Raw genomic sequence first — 15890 nt, 5'->3', positions numbered from 1 at the left:
TGTGTCTGTGCCAGTCGTGATGAACAGCGAAAAGATCGCAGCCTGCGGCAGCTCCTACAGGGTAATGCGCACCCTGTAGGAGCTGCCGCAGGCTGCGATCTTTGCTTTAAACGAGGGGAAGGGAAAAGCTGAAAACAGCGCCACACGGCTCCAGGTTTTGCGCCCAGATATCACCCCGGTGGCGGCCGATGATGTTCTTGCACAGCGCCAGGCCAATGCCGTTGCCACTGACCTTGGAGGAGAAAAAGCCGTCGAACAGCTTCTCCTGCGCCTGGGCCTGGATGCCTCGGCCGCAGTCTTCGATGCGCACCAGCGCCACCTCGTTGTCGCGGCTGGCCTGGATACGCAACACGCGGCGTTCGGCGGGCAGGTCGGCCATTTCTTCGATGGCGTTGAAGGCCAGGTTGAGGATCACCTGGCCGATCAGCACCTTCTCGCAACTCACCATCAGCGGTTCTGGCGAGGCGATGATTTCCACGCGCACCCGGCTCGGGTCGGCGCGCAGGCTGATGAAGTAGCGGGTTTCGCGCAGCAGCTCATTAAGGTCGACCCGCTCTTCCGACTGCTCCAGCTTGACCACGTAATCGCGCACGCTCTTGATGATCACCGAGGCATGCTCGATTTGCCGTACCGCGTTTTGCAAACCCCAGGCGACGTCCTGATCGGTTTCCCCGGCGTTGCCCAGGCGAATCATCGTGCCTTCAATGAAGTTGCGGGTGGCGGCCAAGGGCTGGCTCAGTTCGTGGGCGATGGCCACGGCCATTTCGCCCATGGCGTTGTAGCGCGCCAGGTACTCGAGCTTCTGCTCGCTGACCCGCCGCGCTTCCTCGGCCTGGACCTGCTCGGTGACGTCGCGGAACAGCAGCAGATGGCCGACCAGATCATCTTCAATCTCGATGTAGCGGCAGGTTGCGTCATGCCAACGCCACTCGCCATCGCGGCGCTGCACCTTGTAATGCACGTTGAACGGCGCGTGCTCCGGCGTTTCATGGGCAAGTTGTTGCAACAAGCGCTGGCCGGATGCGTCGTCGCACCAGGCCAGGAAGTTCTTGCCCATCAGCTTGTGCACTTCGCTGTTGAGCAGGTGCGCGCCGGAGTCGCTGATAAAACGGATGTCACCCTCGGGGCCGAGCACCGCCACGCCTTCGGCCAGGTCCTGCATGAAGGCCTTGAGCCGGCTTTCGAAACGCTTGAGGTCGCGCTTGACCTTGTCCTCTTTGGAGATGTCGCGGAACTGCACCATCAACACGTCGCGACCGTCCAGGTGCACCAGGGTCGCCACCGCCTCGGAAAGAATCTCCACCCCTTGCTTGGAGCGATAGCACCACTCGATGGCCCGCTGCCCGGTGCGCGCCGCGCTTTCGAGCCAGCGCAAGCCTACCGAACGTCGGTACTTCGGCGCATCGCGGGTCATGTCCGGGGCCTTGAGCGGCGTCAGTTCCTCCAGGGTAAAGCCCAGCGCCGCCAGGGCAGCGGCGTTGGCCCAGAGAATCTCCTTGGTGTGCGCGTCATGAAGAATGATGCACAGCGGCATGGCTTCGATCAGCGCAAAAAAGTCGTTCGGTTTTGGCAGGTACATCGCACGGCCCTTGGCGGCAGAGGTTTGCAGTATGGCGTTTTATACCTGCTCGCACAGCGCGATGCGCTCAGAGGTAACCGGCGTGGGTCTAGGGGTTTTCTTTAGCGCGGAGGCTGCACGCCCCAATAGTTGCGGGCGGATGCGGTTTTTACACTGGCCTCCAATGCAAGGGCAACCGCCGCGCTCTTTGTAGGAGCGAGCCTGCTCGCGATGGACGTCAACGATAACGCGTCCCGTCTGAATGACCGCGTTGTCCGGACGTTTTTCGCGAGCAGGCTCGCTCCTACAGGTACCGGTGCAGCCCTCTAACAATAATCAAAACGGAGAACTAGCCCATGCTGCGGCAACAAGACCCTGTGTCCGGCCCGGTCGTGCCAATGGTCGAGAGTCAGCTATTTGAGCAGGTGCTGGATGAGGTTCGCCAACGCCGCGAGGAGTTCGACGCCGGCTCCCACGTGCCTCGGGACATGATCGAGCGCTTCAAGCAGGTGGGCATCTACCGCGCCGCCACGCCGAAATGCTACGGCGGCGACGCCCTGGCACCGGCGCTGTTCCTGCACATGATCGAGCGCATCTCCGAAGCCGACGGCTCGGCGGGCTGGGTGGCCAGCTTCGGCAGCGCCGGTGTCTACCTGGCGGCCTTGCCACCGCAAACCCTGGCTGAAATCTACGCCGAGAGCCCGGACCTGGTGTTCGCCGGCGGGTTGTTCCCGTTACAGCCAGCCGAGGCGGTGGAAGGCGGCTGGCAGGTCAACGGCACCTGGAAGTTCGCCAGCGGCAGCAAAGGCGCGGACCTGCTGGGTGTCGGCATCGGCGCCAGTGCGGCGGGCGGCAAACCGCGCACGGCGGTGTTCCCGGCCAGCCAGGTCGAGATCGTCGAAAACTGGGATGTGGTCGGCCTCAAGGGCACCGGCAGCCATGACCTGCGCGTCACCGACAAATTCGTCGAGGACCGCTGGACCTTCATCCGTGGCGGTGCCGCCACCATCGACGAACCGCTGTTCCGCTACCCGTCGATCGCCTACGCCGCGCAAGTGCTGGCGGTGGTCAACCTCGGCCTGGCCCGTGCAGCGCTGGACGAAATCAGTCGCATGGCCGGCACCGGCGGCATTACCGGTGCGCCGAAAATGGCCGACCGCGCTTACGTGCGCATCGAGATCGCCAGGGCCGAAGCCAAGCTGATGGCCGCGCGGGGTTTCTTCTACAACGCCACCGAACAGGTGTGGAACTCGATCCTGGCCGGCAACCCGGTCACGCCGGAGCAGACCAGCCTGCTGCGCCTGTCGGCGATCCATGTCTCCCAGGCGGGGGCCGAGGTGGTGCAGAGCGCCTACAGCCTGGCCGGGACCACCGCGATTTACCTGCGTCATCCGCTGCAACGCTACCTGCGCGACTCGATGGTGGTGACCCAGCACGCCTTCCTCAGCGAAGGGCTGTACGACGGCGCCGGCTCGGTGTTCCTCGGCGTGCCGCCGTTCCCGGGCTACATCTGATTTTTCATTACTTTTTCAAGGATCAACACCATGTCCCAAGCTACCCAGGAACCGTTGCGCGTCGTCTTCTGCATCGGCATCACCCAGAACTTTTTCGACCTGCCCACCGGCGAAGGCCTGAGCGTGTGGAAGGGCTTCAGCCAGATGATGGGCTCCCTCGGCGCCATGCCCGGCATCACCGTGCTCGGCGCCATGGACGACGACCGCCTGATGGTCGGCCCGTCGACCACCTCGCCCTGGACCGTGTACATCATGGCCGACGTCGACTGCCACCAGTCGGTGATCGACGCCTGCAACCTGTTCCGCACCACGCCGGTGGGCGAGTACAGCCTGTGGCGCTACGCCAAGGTCGAAGCGCGCATCGGTCGCCCGCTGACCATCCCTGACGCGGCCCGGGTGTAAGCCATGAACGAGGCCTTGCTGCAGCGTCTTCAGACGCTCGAAGGGGAAAGCGCGGTGCGTCGTCTGATGGCGCGCTACATGGACCTGTGCGATGTGCCGAGGGCGCTTACCCATGTCAGCGAATTGGCTGAGCTGTTCTGCATCGATGCGATCTGGGAAGGCGTCGGCAGCCAGACTACGCAGACCTTCGGCCAACACCGTGGACGCGATGCCGTCGCCGCGTTTGTCGGCGGTTACCTGCCGCCGTCGGAGCACTTCCGACTGAACCTGCACTACCTCACCAGCGAGTCGATCAGCGTCGAAGGCAGCATGGCGCAAGGGCAGTGGATCATGCAGCAGATCTCCACCTACGCCGATGACCGCAGCGAGCTGTTCGGCACGCGGCTGAACATCGATTTCCGCTGCGTCGACGGCGCCTGGCTGATCGCGCATTTCCGCACGCAACGGCTGTTCAATACGCAGCTTTTCACCTTGGGAGCGGGCACATGAGTACTTTCATCAGCGAATTCCTCCTCGGCGGCAACGGCAAGCGCGTCGCCATCAAGGACTCCATCGACATCGCCGGCCACCCGACCCGCTCGGGCAGCCGAGCCTTCGCCGATGCACCCGCTGCCACGAAAAACGCCGAAGTGGTCGACGCGATCCTCGACGCCGGCTGGCAGATCGTCGGCAAGACCAACCTGCATGAACTGGCCTTCGGCGTCACCGGCATCAACGACTGGACCGGCACACCGGTGAACCCGCAGGCGCCGGACCGAGTGCCGGGTGGTTCCTCCAGCGGCTCGGCCTCGGCGGTCGCCGCCGGCCTGGCAGACATCGCCATCGGCACCGACACTGGAGGTTCGGTGCGGGTGCCGGCAGCGTGCTGCGGTATCGCCGGGCTCAAGCCGACCTATGGCCGTGTCAGCCGCATCGGTGCCCATCCGCGGGAATCGAGCCTCGATTGCGTCGGGCCGTTCGCCAGGTCCATGGACGACCTGATCGCTGCCATGCAGGTTATTTGCCCAGGCTTCGAGGTGCAGGGACTGCCCGCAGACGGCGCGAAAGTCGGCTTCCTCGACGTGGCCTGTGACGCGCATCTGCAAGCCAGTCTCGGTGCCGCGGCCGACCGCGCGGGATGGCGCCGCAGCCACCTGCACCTGAGCGAATTCGAAGCCGCGTTCGCCGCCGGCCTGACCGTGATCAATTTTGAAAACTGGGCCGCGTTCGGTCATCTCACCGGCAAAGGCCTGATCGGTGCCGATGTCGAGACACGCCTGTTGGCGGCCAGCCGTACTACGCGTGAAGAGCTCGCAGAGGCTGAAGCCGTGCGCACGCGCTTCACGCAACAGGTCGATGCGGCACTGGAAGAGTTCGCCGTGCTGTTGCTGCCGACCCTGCCAAGCCTGCCGCCGACCCTCAGCGAAGCCCGCGCCGGCAGCAAGGCCGTGGCCGGCATGACCCCGCTGGTGCGGCCTTTCAACCTCAGCGGCCACCCGGCGCTGACGGTGCCGGTGGAACTCGATTGCGGCGGATTGAAAGTCGGCCTGCAAATCGTCGGCCGCAAAGGTCAGGACGAGCTGGTCTGCGCCTTTGGTGCGCAACTTCAAGCCTCTACAACCCAAATCTAAAAAGAAGCCATGAGGAGAACCGCATGAGCACTCATGAATACCGGCTGATCGCAACGTCGAAAAGCCCCGAAGACCTGGTCAGTCACGACCGCGTCGACGTCTCGCTGTACAACGATCCGGCGCTGTTCGAAGCCGAGCTGGAAAAGATTTTCTACCGCACCTGGGTGTGGGTGGCCCACGAAAGCGAGGTGCGTAATAGCGGCGACTTCAAGACCGCCACCATCGGCCGTCGCCCGGTGATCGTCGTGCGCGACAAGAAGAACACCATCAACGTGCTGGAAAACCGTTGCCGCCACCGTGGCGCCACCGTGTGCGAGAAGCACAAGGGCAACGCCACCGGTTTCACCTGCCCGTACCACAGCTGGTCCTATGGCCTGGACGGCAAGCTGCGGGCGTTGCCGTATCCGGACGGTTACGAAGGCATCCTGGAAAAGTCCGAACTGCCGCTGACCAGCCTGCGCGTCGAAAGCTACGCCGGCATGGTCTTCGCCAGCTACAACGACGAGATCGAACCGCTGGAAGACTTCCTCGGCGGCGCCAGACACTGGATGGACCTGTTCATGAAGCAGGGCGCCGGCTACCCGATCAAGACCCAGGGCGAACACAAGTTCAGCTTCAAGGGCAACTGGAAGATCCAGCTGGAAAACACCACCGACGGTTATCACTTCCCCATCGTGCACAAGTCATTCATGTCATCGGTGGACGAAGAAACCTCGGAAATGCTCTCGTTCATGACCGACGAACAAGCCGTGACCCACTCCCTGGGCAACGGCCACAGCGTGATGGTGATGGTGCCGGAGCACGTCGACCTGGATCACGACGACGGCACCGAACAGTTGCAGGAACGCTTCGCCCACGTCACCGAAGAGCTGTCGAAAACCCTGCCGGCCGATCAGGTGCGTCGCATCGTGCGCTCGCTGCACGGCGCCGGTTTCAACCTGAACCTGTTCCCCAACGTGGCGATGTCGATGTCGTTCTTCCGCGTGCTGCGCCCGGTGTCAGTCACCGAAACCGAGATCCGTCACGTGGCCCTCGGCATGGACGGCGGCCCGGAAATCGCCAACCGCGAACGCATGCGCATCCACGAACACTTCCAGGGCCCGTTCGGTTTCGGCAGCCCTGACGATGCCGAAGCCTGGGACCGCGTGCAGCGCGGCTCGTATGCCGGCGTCGACGCGCCGATCCTGGTCAACCGCGGCCTGAACCGCGAAATCACCGCTGAAAACGGCGACAAGGTCAGCCACGCCACCGACGAAGGCGGCATGCGCGGTGCCTACGACATGTGGAAAAGGATGATGAGCCAATGAGCAATCACGACACCCTGAACGGTTTTGCAGGTCCCTTGGCCCAGGCCATCGAATTCATCTGGCGCGAAGCCGAGCTGCTCGACCACAAGCACTATGCCGAATGGGCCACGCTGTGGAGCGACAGCGGCAAGTACATCGTGCCGATCGACCCGGACACCGAAGATTTCGAAGCGACCCTCAACTACGCCTACGACGATGCACGCATGCGTGCCCTGCGCATCGAACGCCTGAGCGCCGGCTTCTCGCCGTCGGCGGTGGACGCGGCGAAAACCATTCGCACCGTCTCGCGTTTCCGTCTGGTGGAAGCGGCCGGTGACATCGTCGAAGTGAATTCCGCGCAGTTGCTGTACGCCTACAAGCGCGGCGTGCACACGCCATTCGTGGCCGACCTGAACCACCGCATCCGCTTCACCGACGGCGTGCCGACCCTGGAACGCAAGGTGGTGCGCCTGATCAACTCCACCGACAGCCTGAGCGCGCTCGGCTTCCTTTTGTGAGGGTACCCACATGAGTCGAGTAGCCCTCGTAACGGGTGCCTCGCGCGGGCTGGGCGAGTGCATCGCCCGCCGTCTGCACGCGGCAGGTTATCGCGTCGCCTTGGCGGATGTGCGCCTCGACGGCGTGCAGCAACTGGCTTTGCAACTCGACGGCAGCGGCGCCAGCGCCATGGCCATCGAGCTGGATGTGCGCAGCAAGGCCGACTTCCAGCGTGCCCGCGACCTGCTCGTTGAGCAGTGGGGCGGCACCGACATTCTGGTGAACAACGCCGGCGTGTCGAAAGTCGCGGCGCTGATGGACATCACGCCAGAAGAGTTCGACGAGTCGATGGCGATCAACCTGCGCGGCACCTTCGTGGCCTGTCAGGTGTTCGGCGCGCACTTTGCCGAGCGTGGCTTCGGGCGCATCGTCAACATCGCGTCGCTGGCCGGGCAGAACGGCGGTACCGCCACCGGCGCGCACTACGCGGCGGCCAAGGGCGGCGTGGCGACCCTGACCAAGGTTTTCGCCCGTGAACTGGCGCCGCAAGGGGTGACGGTCAACAGCATCTCGCCAGGTCCGCTGGACTTGCCGGTGGTGCGCGAAACCGTGGCGCCGGAGCGTCTGGAGCAGATCCTGAAAATGATCCCGGCCGGCACCCTCGGCGATCCATCGTACATCGCCGACAGCGTGTTGCTGCTGATCGCCGACAACGCCGCCTCCGTCACGGGCGCGTGCTGGGACATCAACGGCGGCTTGTTCATGCGCTAAACAACACACCCCCCCTCTGTAGGAGCTGCCGAAGGCTGCGATCTTTTGATCTTGATTTTAAAAAACAAAATCAAAAGATCGCAGCCTTCGGCAGCTCCTACAGGGGGGTGTAGTTAAACCCAACCAAGTGTATTCAGGTGATGCAATGATGAAGGTGAAGATCGAAAGGATCGTCGACGAAGCGCTGGATATCCGCTCCTTTCGCCTCGTGCGCAGTGACGGCCAGCCGCTCGACACCTATGAACCGGGTGCCCACGTCGACCTGACCGGGCCGACCGGGGTGACCCGCCAGTATTCGCTGTGCAGCCCGCCCCAGGATCGCCGTGCGTACCTGGTGGCGGTGAAGAAAGAAGCGCAGTCACGCGGCGGTTCGCTGGCGTTGCACGAGCAGGTCGAGGAGGGCATGGAGCTGGAGATGGGCGCGCCGCGCAACCTGTTCCGTCTCGATGAAAGTGCCTGTGAACACCTGTTGTTCGCCGCCGGTATCGGTGTCACGCCGCTGCTGAGCATGGCCTACAAACTGGCGGAAAGCGGCCAGCCGTATCGCCTGCATTATTTCGCCCGTTCGGCGCAGTACGCCGCGTTTACCGAGCTGTTGGCGACCCGTTTTGCCGATCACGTGGAGTTTCACTACGGTGTGGAACCCGCGGACCTGGACGGTGCATTAAGCGCATGCCTGGAGCGCGCCGGCAGCGCCGCCCATGTCTACACCTGCGGCCCGGCACCCTTCATGAACACAGTGGTGGCGGTGGCTTCGCGCAGTCACCCGGATGAGGCCATTCACCTCGAACACTTCGCGGCGGACCCGGCGGCCAACAGCGCCCCGGCCGGCGGTTTCGAAGTGCAGCTGGCCAGTTCCGGCGTGGTGCTGCATGTGCCGGCCGACGCCAGTCTGGTCGACGTGCTGCAGGCCCATGGTTGCGACATCGACACCGAATGCCGCGAAGGTATTTGCGGCACCTGCATCGTCGAAGTGCTGGATGGCGTACCGGAGCACCGCGACAACTGCCTGTCGAACAAGGAAAAGGCGTCCAACAAGCAGATCTGCGCCTGTGTATCACGGGCGCTTTCCGCTCGTCTGGTATTGGACATTTAAGCCTCGGGAAGGCTGGAAAGCGTGCGCCGGAGCCTGTTGAATGGGCGCCCGGCGGCCGTCGAGGGAGGCGATGGCTACAGACACAACGGTTTTGACGAACCGCTCGATGAAGCGGTCGAAAAATAACAACAAAAACGTGAGGCTTTGCGGACATGATTACAGCATCGACGGTGCGCAACGAGGCGTTCGAAAGTTGGTTGAGCCAGGTGAACCAGGCCTGTGGGCGTTTCGACGCGCGGGCGCTGGACACTGATTTCTACGGCGAACTGGCGGAATTCCGCAGCGGTGCTATCAACCTCAGTGTGGTCGACATGGCGCACGTGCATTTGTATCGCACCAGCAAGGACGTCAGCACCAGCAACGACGGCCACTACTACGCCGTGTTCCAGATGCGTGGCAGTTCACAGCTGGAGCAGGGCGACAACCGCGCGCAACTGGGTTGTGGCGACATCGCGCTGATCGACGCCAGCCGTCCGAGCGACATGACCTACCACGACGATTGCCGACAGCTGTCGCTGATTCTTCCGCGCCAGGTGGTCGAGCGGGGTTCGCACTTCAATGCCGTCAACTGCGCCACCCGCATTGCGGCCAGCAGCCCGCTGGCGGCGATGGCCAACAAGCTGGTGCTGGAGACTCGCCAGCAGGAAGGGCTGGACATGCAGGAAAGCGAGGCCGTGCTCGATGCCCTGGCCAGTTTGTTGTTGCCGGGTATCAGCGCCCGGGACAGCGCGGCCGATCCCCATGAGCGGCAGTTCCGCAAGATCATCGCGTTCATTGATGCGCACCTCAGCGACGAAGAACTGTGCCCTGAATTGATCGCCCGTGAAGTCGGAATTTCCGTGCGCGGCCTGTACCGGATGTTCTCCAAGCGCGGCCTGGTGGTGGCGCAGTACATCAAGCACCGTCGCCTGGACTTTTGCGCCGAAAACCTGCGCCGCGCCGATGTCGAGCAGAAGCTTTCGGCGCTGTGTTATGCCTGGGGCTTCTCGGATTCGAGCTACTTCTCGTCGGCCTTCAAATCGCGCTTCGGCGTGTCACCGGGTGCTTATCGCAAGCGCTATAGCCACACCTGACCCCGCCCCCCCTGTAGGAGCTGCCGAAGGCTGCGATCTTTTGATCTTGCTCTTTAGAAGATCAAAAGATCGCAGCCTTCGGCAGCTCCTACAGGGATCTTCAGCGAATACAGAATGCTCAATGCCGCGCCGGCTCGTCCACCGGCAAATGCAGCACCTCGCGCACCAGCATGGCGATGCTGGTCACACCCATCTTTTCCTTGATCTTGGTGCGGTGCACGTCAACGGTCTTCACGCTGATGTTCAGCTCCCGCGCGATCACTTTGCTGGCCTTGCCATCGATCACCAGCATCAACACTTCCCGCTCACGGCTGGTCAGCAACGCCAGTTTGCCCTGCAGGTTCTGACGCTGTTGCTGATCGGCCTGGGCGTGCACGGCGGTCTTCAGCGCGGCCTGGATGCGGTCGATCATCTGTTGCGGGTTGTAGGGCTTCTCGACGAAGTCCAGCGCGCCGTTCTTCATCGCCGTGACCGACATCGGGATGTCGCCATGGGCCGAGACGAAGATGGTCGGCAGGGTGCTGCCGCGCTGGTTGAGGATTTCCTGCAACTGGAAACCGCTGGTCTCCGGCATGCGCACGTCGAGCACCAGGCAGGCGGGCTGTTTGGGGTCGTACTGGCTGAGGAACTCTTCGGCGCCGGCAAAGCACTGCGCCTGCACGCTGACCGACTCCAGCAACCAGGCCAGCGAAGTGCGCAGGTCCTTGTCGTCGTCAACGATATAAACAATCGGTTTGCGGGTTTCCATCGGGGGCTGCCACGAAAGTTTTCTAATTATTGTTTTCGCACGCGAACGCGCGGCACGCATCGGCTCGTCTTTGTGGAGCCAGTCAGCAGAATACCCACTGTGGCCGGCCCTTGCGATAAAGAAACCACCTAGTCGACTAGCGGAAACCCAACCCTGCCATGGGGATCGTCAGAATGGTTGTGCCGCGCTGGCAGCCTTAGTCTTGTTCCATCACCTACGGGCCGCAAGATGGCGGTCCTCCTGAAGGAAGGGGCATCGACATGGCCGACCTGAGCCAGCAGCAAATCGACTTTCGCAACGCCATGGCGCAGCTGCCTGCGGCGGTGAACATCATTACCACCAACGGCCCCGGCGGGCGCTGCGGCATCACCGCCAGCGCCGTGTGCTCGGTGACCGATTCGCCGCCCACCGTGTTGGTGTGCGTCAACCGCAACAGCGCCACCCACGACGTGTTCCGCACCAACGGCCACTTGTGCGTCAACGTGCTGTGTGGCGAACAGGAAGAACTGGCCCGACACTTCGCCGGCATGACCCAGGTGCCGATGGCCGAGCGCTTCGCCTGGGACCTGTGGGACGACGGCGCGGCCGACGTGCCGGTACTGCGCGATGCCCTGGTGCAGCTGGAAGGGCGCATCAGCGAGTGCAAGGAAGTGGGCTCGCACTCGGTGATGTTCGTGGAACTGACGAAGGTCGGGGTGCGCGAACCACGCGACAGCCTGGTGTATTTCAACCGCTTGTTCCATCGCCTGGAACATGCCGGCGCCCATTGCTGAGCTCCCCCCATACCTGTAGGAGCTGGCTTGCCAGCGATGAGGCCCTGTAGACCGCTATCGCCGGCAAGCCGGGCTCCTGCAGTGACCGTGTGAGGTTTACCTCGCGGTGATCACCGACAGTTTGGTAATCCCCGCCCGCTCAATGGACGCCATGGCGCGCGCCACTTCACCGTAGTTCACGCCGTCATCGGCCTGCAATTGCACGCGGACTTCCGGGTCCTTGGCCTTTGCCGCCTGCAAGTTGAATTCCAGCAAGTCCGGCTGGATTTCATCCTTGTTGATGAACAGCTTGCCGGCGCCGTCGATGCTCACCACCAGCGGATCTTTCTGCTCCACCGGCGCCACGGCTTCGGTCTTGGGCAAGTTGATCGGAATCGCATTGGTCAGCAGTGGCGCGGTGACGATGAACACCACCAGCAGCACCAGCATCACGTCCACCAGGGGCGTGACGTTGATCTCGCTGAGCACTTCATCGTTGTCCTGTGTCGAGAAGGCCATATCAGGACGCCTCCTTGATTTTCTGCCCGGCGGCGTGGGCGCCGGACTTGCCCGCGACCGGGCTCAGCAGCACGCGGAACGCATGTTTCTGCGCCAGGCTGTAGAAGTCGTGTGCAAAGTCATCCAGGTCTGCTGCCGTCAACTTCAGGCGGCGCAGGAAATAGTTGTAGACCAGCACCGCCGGCACGGCGACCGCAATACCGACGCCAGTGGCGACCAGTGCGGCGCCGATGGGGCCCGCTACGGTTTCCAGGCTTGCCGAGCCTGCCGCACTGATCCCTTTCAACGCGGACATGATCCCCCAAACGGTGCCGAAGAGGCCGATGAAGGGCGAGGTGCTGCCGATACTGGCGAGGATTGCCAAGCCTGTTTCCAGCGAGCGCCGTTCACGCACGATCTGCTGGCGCAATGCGCGCTCAAGGCGGTCCTGATGATTGATCGACTGGCTGAGGTCGGCGCTCTGACTGTCACCGGTCTGGATGGCGTGGTAACCGGCCAGCGCAACGCGGGCGGCAGCGCCAGGCAGGTTGTGGGCGAAATCAGCGGCCGATTCAAGGCTCGAAGCGGCCCAGAATTGCTTGTGGAATTTGCGGTCCTGCGCCTTGAGCCGGGTGAACTGCAAGCCCTTGAGCAAGGCCAGGCCCCAGGTGGCGACGGAGAATACGATCAACAGCCAGATGACGGCGTGTTCGATGGATTCGAAGGGGGAGGTGAGTAGATTCATGGTCGTGCTCCAACAAGGCAGTAGATCGGTTGTAGCGATGCGCCTTTTGTCAGGTAGCCCGCGGGGTCTCGTAGGGTTGTATTACTTGATTTTGAAGTCGATGGGCACGCTGACCCAGCCATCCAGGGCGACGTCGCCTTGCTTGGCCGGGACGAAGCTCCAGCGTTTCACGGCGGCCAGTGCGGCGTCGTCCAGTGAATCGCGGCCACTGCTTTTCTGAATCTGGATTTCTCCGGGCTTTCCGCTGGCCAACACATGCACGCGCAGCAAGACCGTGCCTTGCCAGCCACGGCGCATGGCCTGGGACGGGTATTCCGGTGCCGGGTTATGCAGGTAACCGGCAGTTGCCGAAGCCGGAGTGACCGGTGCTGGCGCAGGCGGTGCCGCCGGTGTTGGCGCAGCGGCCACGGGTTGTGGCGGCGCGGGTGGGGCAGGCTGCTGCGTCACGGGTTTGGCCACCGGTTTAGGCACAGGCTTGACCACAGGCTTGGGCTTGGGGATCGGCTTGGGCGGTGGCGGCTTCACGGCCAGTTCATCCTCCACCGGAGGAGGCGGCTCCACCACGGGTTGGACCACCGGCTCGGGCGGAGGCGGTTCGACAACGGGTGGCGCCGGCTGCGAGAACTCGATGGTCATCGGCGGAATTTCCGGGGGCACGACGGGCAGTTGCGGCGTGGGTGCCTGGCTGACCCAGACAATCACCGCGCCATGCAGCACCAGCGCCAACACTCCCAGCAAGACCACCTCGCGTCGACTCAACACCCGTTTGGGGGTGCTGTGCAGGCGCGACAGTGCCAGGGGCTCTCGAAATACCCGGCCAAGGTTGAGCAGCTCACCGAGGGCCGGACTCTGCAATACCCGCGGCAGACTGGCGGGGCTTTGGACATTGCCCATTTGTTTACTCCTGTGAATCCTGTGTTTTTTCCATGCCTCGATGGAGCGGTCCGGGTCTCAATGTCCCACCAGCTCTTCCAGCAGTTGTTCCTTGTAGCCTTGCAGCACGGTTGACGCCCGGTCCCGGGGATGGGGCAGGTCGACCCTGATTTCGTGTTTGATCCGTCCCGGATGGGCGTCCATGACGATCACCCGGTCACCCAGGTACAGGGCTTCCTCGATGTCGTGGGTGACCATGATGACGGTGCAGCGTTGTTGCACCCAGATGCGCTGCAACTCGTGTTGCAGGCGTACCCGGGTCAACGCGTCGAGCGCACCGAGGGGTTCGTCGAGCAACAGCACTTTGGGTTTGTTGATCAGTGCCCGGGCAATGGCTGCCCGTTGCGCCATGCCACCGGACAACTGGTGCGGGTAGGCATTTTCAAAGCCATCCAGGTTGACCAGGGCAATGTGCTCGGCCACCAGCCGGTCCTTTTCCGCTTGTGACAGCGAGTGGTTTTTCAAGGCCAGGGCAATGTTCTGGCTCAGGGTCATCCACGGAAACAAACGGTGATCCTGAAACACGATCCCGCGCTCCAGGCTGGTGGCCACGACCCGCTTGCCATCCAGCAGGATGTCACCTTCATAGTCGGCCTCCAGCCCGACGATGAGCCGCAGCAGCGTGGATTTTCCGCAGCCGCTGGCCCCCACGATGCTGACGAACTCGCCGGGGCGTACGTCGAGGTTGATGCTGCGCAGCACCGGCAAGGGCTGGCCTTCGATCCGATAGGCTTTGCTCAGGCCGCGAATGTGCAGCGCACCGGACTGTGTCGGGGTGCTGTGTGGCAGGACATGTTGGGCAATTGCGTTCATGGAGTGGCCTTTCAACGAATGTTGCGCCAGCGCAGCAAATGGCGGCTAAGAAGGGTGAATAGCAGGGTCATCAAGTAACCGCACAGACCGATGCACAGCACACTGAGGACAATGACCTCCATGCGTGAGCCGGCCTCGGCGTTCATCATCAGGTTGCCCAGGCCGGCGCCGGACGACAGGAATAACTCGCTGCCCACCGCCGTGACCCACGCAAACGCGAGCGCATGCAGCACACCGGTGGCGATGCTCGGCAGCGCCGCCGGCAACAGCACATGGCGCAACCGCTGCCAGCGGCTCAACACCAGCACCTGGCCGACCTCGCGATAGCGCAGCTCTACATGGCTGAAGCCCTGGTACGTGTTGAGCACCATGGGGTAGAAAGCCGCCAGACTTACAATCAGCACCTTGGAAAACTCGCCGTTGCCGAACCACATGGCAATCAGTGGAATCCAGCCGAGCATCGGTACCTGGCGGATCGAATGAAAAAGCGGCCCGATCAATCGATTGGCCGGTCCTGACAGCGCCATCAGCACGCCCAGCAGAATCCCGAAAAAAATCCCCAGCGCCAGGCCGACGCTGGTGCGCGTCAGGCTGGCCAACAGGTTCACCAGCAGTTCGCCGTTGGCCAGCAACTCGAGCAAGGCAGCGCCTATGGTCGACAGCGGCACAAAGGCGTAAGCCCCCGCCGCGCCCTGGCGAGACAGGTACTCCCAACCGCCGATCAACAACAGCGGCAACAACAGGCCGCGGGATTTGGCAATAAGTCCAGACATCGAAGGCTCCTAGCGGGTCTGCCAGCGGAACAGTCGCTGTTCCAGTTGGCGAAAGCTGAAATCCAGGGCGAAACCGATCAGACCGGTCACCACAATCCCGACCATCACCACATCGATGCGCAGCATCTGCCGGCTCATTTCGATCATCTGTCCCAGGCCACTGTCGGCGGCGAGCAACTCGGTGGCCACCAGCACCACCCAGGCGCGGGTCAGGCTGATGCGAAAACCGGTGATGATCGGGGGCGCGGCAGCGGGCAGGGCGATTTCCCGGACGAACGTCGGCCAGCGCAGGCGATACACATCCGCGACTTCGAAATAACTGCGCGGAATGGCTTTGACGCCTTCGCTGGCCGCCAGCGCGACCGGGAAGAAAGCGGTCTTGGCAACGATGATGATCTTGAAGGTTTCATCGATGCCGAACAGCAGCACGAACATCGGGATCAAGGCGATGCTGGGGATCTGACGCAAGGTGTGAAACAGCGGCGAGCAGTAGATCTCGACGTTTTTCGACAAGGCCATGAGCACGCCGAATGCCAGCCCGCACAGTGAGCCGATGCCGAACCCCAGCCCCAGGCGCGACAGGCTGTTGAGCAGGTGCTCGAGCAGCTCGCCACTGGCCGACAACGCTTCGAAGGTCCGCCACACCTGAGCGGGAGGAACCAGCAGGTTGCGCGGAAAAATCCCGGCGTCGGCCACCACTGCCCACAGCAACAACAGGGCAACAGGGGAGATGAGCCAGGTCAGGCAAGACAGCAGACGTTGAGTACGCATGGCAGTTCTTATTTCGGCGAAGTACCGAAGGGGTATCGCAAGAGCTGTG

At 63.0% G+C, this 15890-nt stretch carries 18 protein-coding genes; 10 read left to right on the top strand and 8 right to left on the bottom strand.

The window, feature by feature from the left end; genetic code table 11:
- Window positions 1-106 precede the first annotated feature (106 nt).
- Entirely contained in the window at window positions 107-1579 is a 1473-nt protein-coding gene (locus CD175_RS09475; protein ID WP_104448671.1) for a PAS domain-containing sensor histidine kinase, read from the bottom strand.
- 335 nt (window positions 1580-1914) lie between these two features.
- Here CD175_RS09475 and CD175_RS09470 point away from each other — a divergent pair, with 335 nt between their 5' ends.
- The 9 genes from CD175_RS09470 to feaR all read left to right on the top strand — a co-directional run bounded on the left by CD175_RS09470 (window position 1915) and on the right by feaR (window position 9808).
- Window positions 1915-3072 carry an acyl-CoA dehydrogenase family protein gene (locus tag CD175_RS09470; RefSeq protein ID WP_104448670.1) on the top strand — a complete coding sequence of 386 codons (1158 nt, stop codon included), beginning with the start codon at window positions 1915-1917 and terminating at the stop codon, window positions 3070-3072.
- A 30-nt stretch (window positions 3073-3102) separates the two neighbouring features.
- A complete protein-coding gene (locus CD175_RS09465) occupies window positions 3103-3474 on the top strand; it encodes a hypothetical protein (RefSeq protein ID WP_007978123.1) in 372 nt (123 codons plus the stop codon).
- 3 nt (window positions 3475-3477) lie between these two features.
- The gene (locus CD175_RS09460; RefSeq protein ID WP_104448669.1) at window positions 3478-3963 is read left to right on the top strand and encodes a nuclear transport factor 2 family protein; all 486 of its coding nucleotides are present in this window, start codon (window positions 3478-3480) and stop codon (window positions 3961-3963) included.
- Entirely contained in the window at window positions 3960-5084 is a 1125-nt protein-coding gene (locus tag CD175_RS09455) for an amidase (protein WP_104448668.1), read from the top strand. Before CD175_RS09460 ends, CD175_RS09455 begins: the two co-directional genes overlap by 4 nt.
- A 23-nt stretch (window positions 5085-5107) precedes the next feature.
- The gene (locus tag CD175_RS09450; RefSeq protein WP_102701674.1) at window positions 5108-6391 is read left to right on the top strand and encodes an aromatic ring-hydroxylating oxygenase subunit alpha; all 1284 of its coding nucleotides are present in this window, start codon (window positions 5108-5110) and stop codon (window positions 6389-6391) included.
- Window positions 6388-6888, top strand: a complete 501-nt coding sequence (locus CD175_RS09445) for an aromatic-ring-hydroxylating dioxygenase subunit beta (RefSeq protein ID WP_104448667.1) — start codon at window positions 6388-6390, stop codon at window positions 6886-6888. The genes CD175_RS09450 and CD175_RS09445 overlap by 4 nt, the downstream gene beginning before the upstream one ends.
- A gap of 10 nt (window positions 6889-6898) precedes the next feature.
- Window positions 6899-7639: an SDR family NAD(P)-dependent oxidoreductase gene (locus CD175_RS09440; protein ID WP_102675694.1), complete on the top strand. Its 741-nt coding sequence runs from the start codon at window positions 6899-6901 to the stop codon at window positions 7637-7639.
- Window positions 7640-7784: 145 nt separating this feature from the next.
- Window positions 7785-8735, top strand: a complete 951-nt coding sequence (locus CD175_RS09430; protein WP_104448666.1) for a PDR/VanB family oxidoreductase — start codon at window positions 7785-7787, stop codon at window positions 8733-8735.
- Between the two features lie 152 nt (window positions 8736-8887).
- Window positions 8888-9808, top strand: a complete 921-nt coding sequence (gene feaR, locus CD175_RS09425; protein ID WP_104448665.1) for a transcriptional regulator FeaR — start codon at window positions 8888-8890, stop codon at window positions 9806-9808.
- 118 nt (window positions 9809-9926) lie between these two features.
- On the opposite strand, the gene CD175_RS09420 is transcribed toward feaR, so the two are convergent.
- A complete protein-coding gene (locus CD175_RS09420; RefSeq protein WP_104448664.1) occupies window positions 9927-10556 on the bottom strand; it encodes a response regulator transcription factor in 630 nt (209 codons plus the stop codon).
- A 260-nt stretch (window positions 10557-10816) separates the two neighbouring features.
- On the opposite strand from CD175_RS09420, the gene hpaC reads away from it, so the two are divergent.
- A complete protein-coding gene (hpaC, locus tag CD175_RS09415) occupies window positions 10817-11329 on the top strand; it encodes a 4-hydroxyphenylacetate 3-monooxygenase, reductase component (RefSeq protein ID WP_008002569.1) in 513 nt (170 codons plus the stop codon).
- 96 nt (window positions 11330-11425) lie between these two features.
- Here hpaC and CD175_RS09410 read toward each other — a convergent pair whose 3' ends face one another.
- From CD175_RS09410 to CD175_RS09385, 6 genes are all read right to left on the bottom strand, one after another.
- On the bottom strand, window positions 11426-11827 hold the full coding sequence (locus CD175_RS09410) for an ExbD/TolR family protein (protein WP_103395705.1): 402 nt from the start codon (window positions 11825-11827) through the stop codon (window positions 11426-11428).
- 1 nt (window position 11828) lies between these two features.
- On the bottom strand, window positions 11829-12551 hold the full coding sequence (locus CD175_RS09405; protein WP_104448663.1) for a MotA/TolQ/ExbB proton channel family protein: 723 nt from the start codon (window positions 12549-12551) through the stop codon (window positions 11829-11831).
- 81 nt (window positions 12552-12632) lie between these two features.
- Window positions 12633-13445, bottom strand: coding sequence for an energy transducer TonB (locus tag CD175_RS09400; protein ID WP_104448662.1), 813 nt, complete (start codon window positions 13443-13445; stop codon window positions 12633-12635).
- 57 nt (window positions 13446-13502) lie between these two features.
- A complete protein-coding gene (locus CD175_RS09395; protein ID WP_104448661.1) occupies window positions 13503-14297 on the bottom strand; it encodes an ABC transporter ATP-binding protein in 795 nt (264 codons plus the stop codon).
- Window positions 14298-14308: 11 nt separating this feature from the next.
- The gene (locus CD175_RS09390; RefSeq protein ID WP_104448660.1) at window positions 14309-15070 is read right to left on the bottom strand and encodes an ABC transporter permease; all 762 of its coding nucleotides are present in this window, start codon (window positions 15068-15070) and stop codon (window positions 14309-14311) included.
- 9 nt (window positions 15071-15079) lie between these two features.
- The gene (locus CD175_RS09385) at window positions 15080-15841 is read right to left on the bottom strand and encodes an ABC transporter permease (protein WP_104448659.1); all 762 of its coding nucleotides are present in this window, start codon (window positions 15839-15841) and stop codon (window positions 15080-15082) included.
- Between the last annotated feature and the right edge of the window lie 49 nt (window positions 15842-15890).

Origin of the sequence: Pseudomonas laurylsulfatiphila (assembly GCF_002934665.1) — a bacterium.
Taxonomy (GTDB): Bacteria; Pseudomonadota; Gammaproteobacteria; order Pseudomonadales; family Pseudomonadaceae; genus Aquipseudomonas; species Aquipseudomonas laurylsulfatiphila.
The sequence above is the reverse complement of the archived record's forward strand: the minus strand, read 5'-3'. Positions and strand labels throughout refer to the sequence as shown.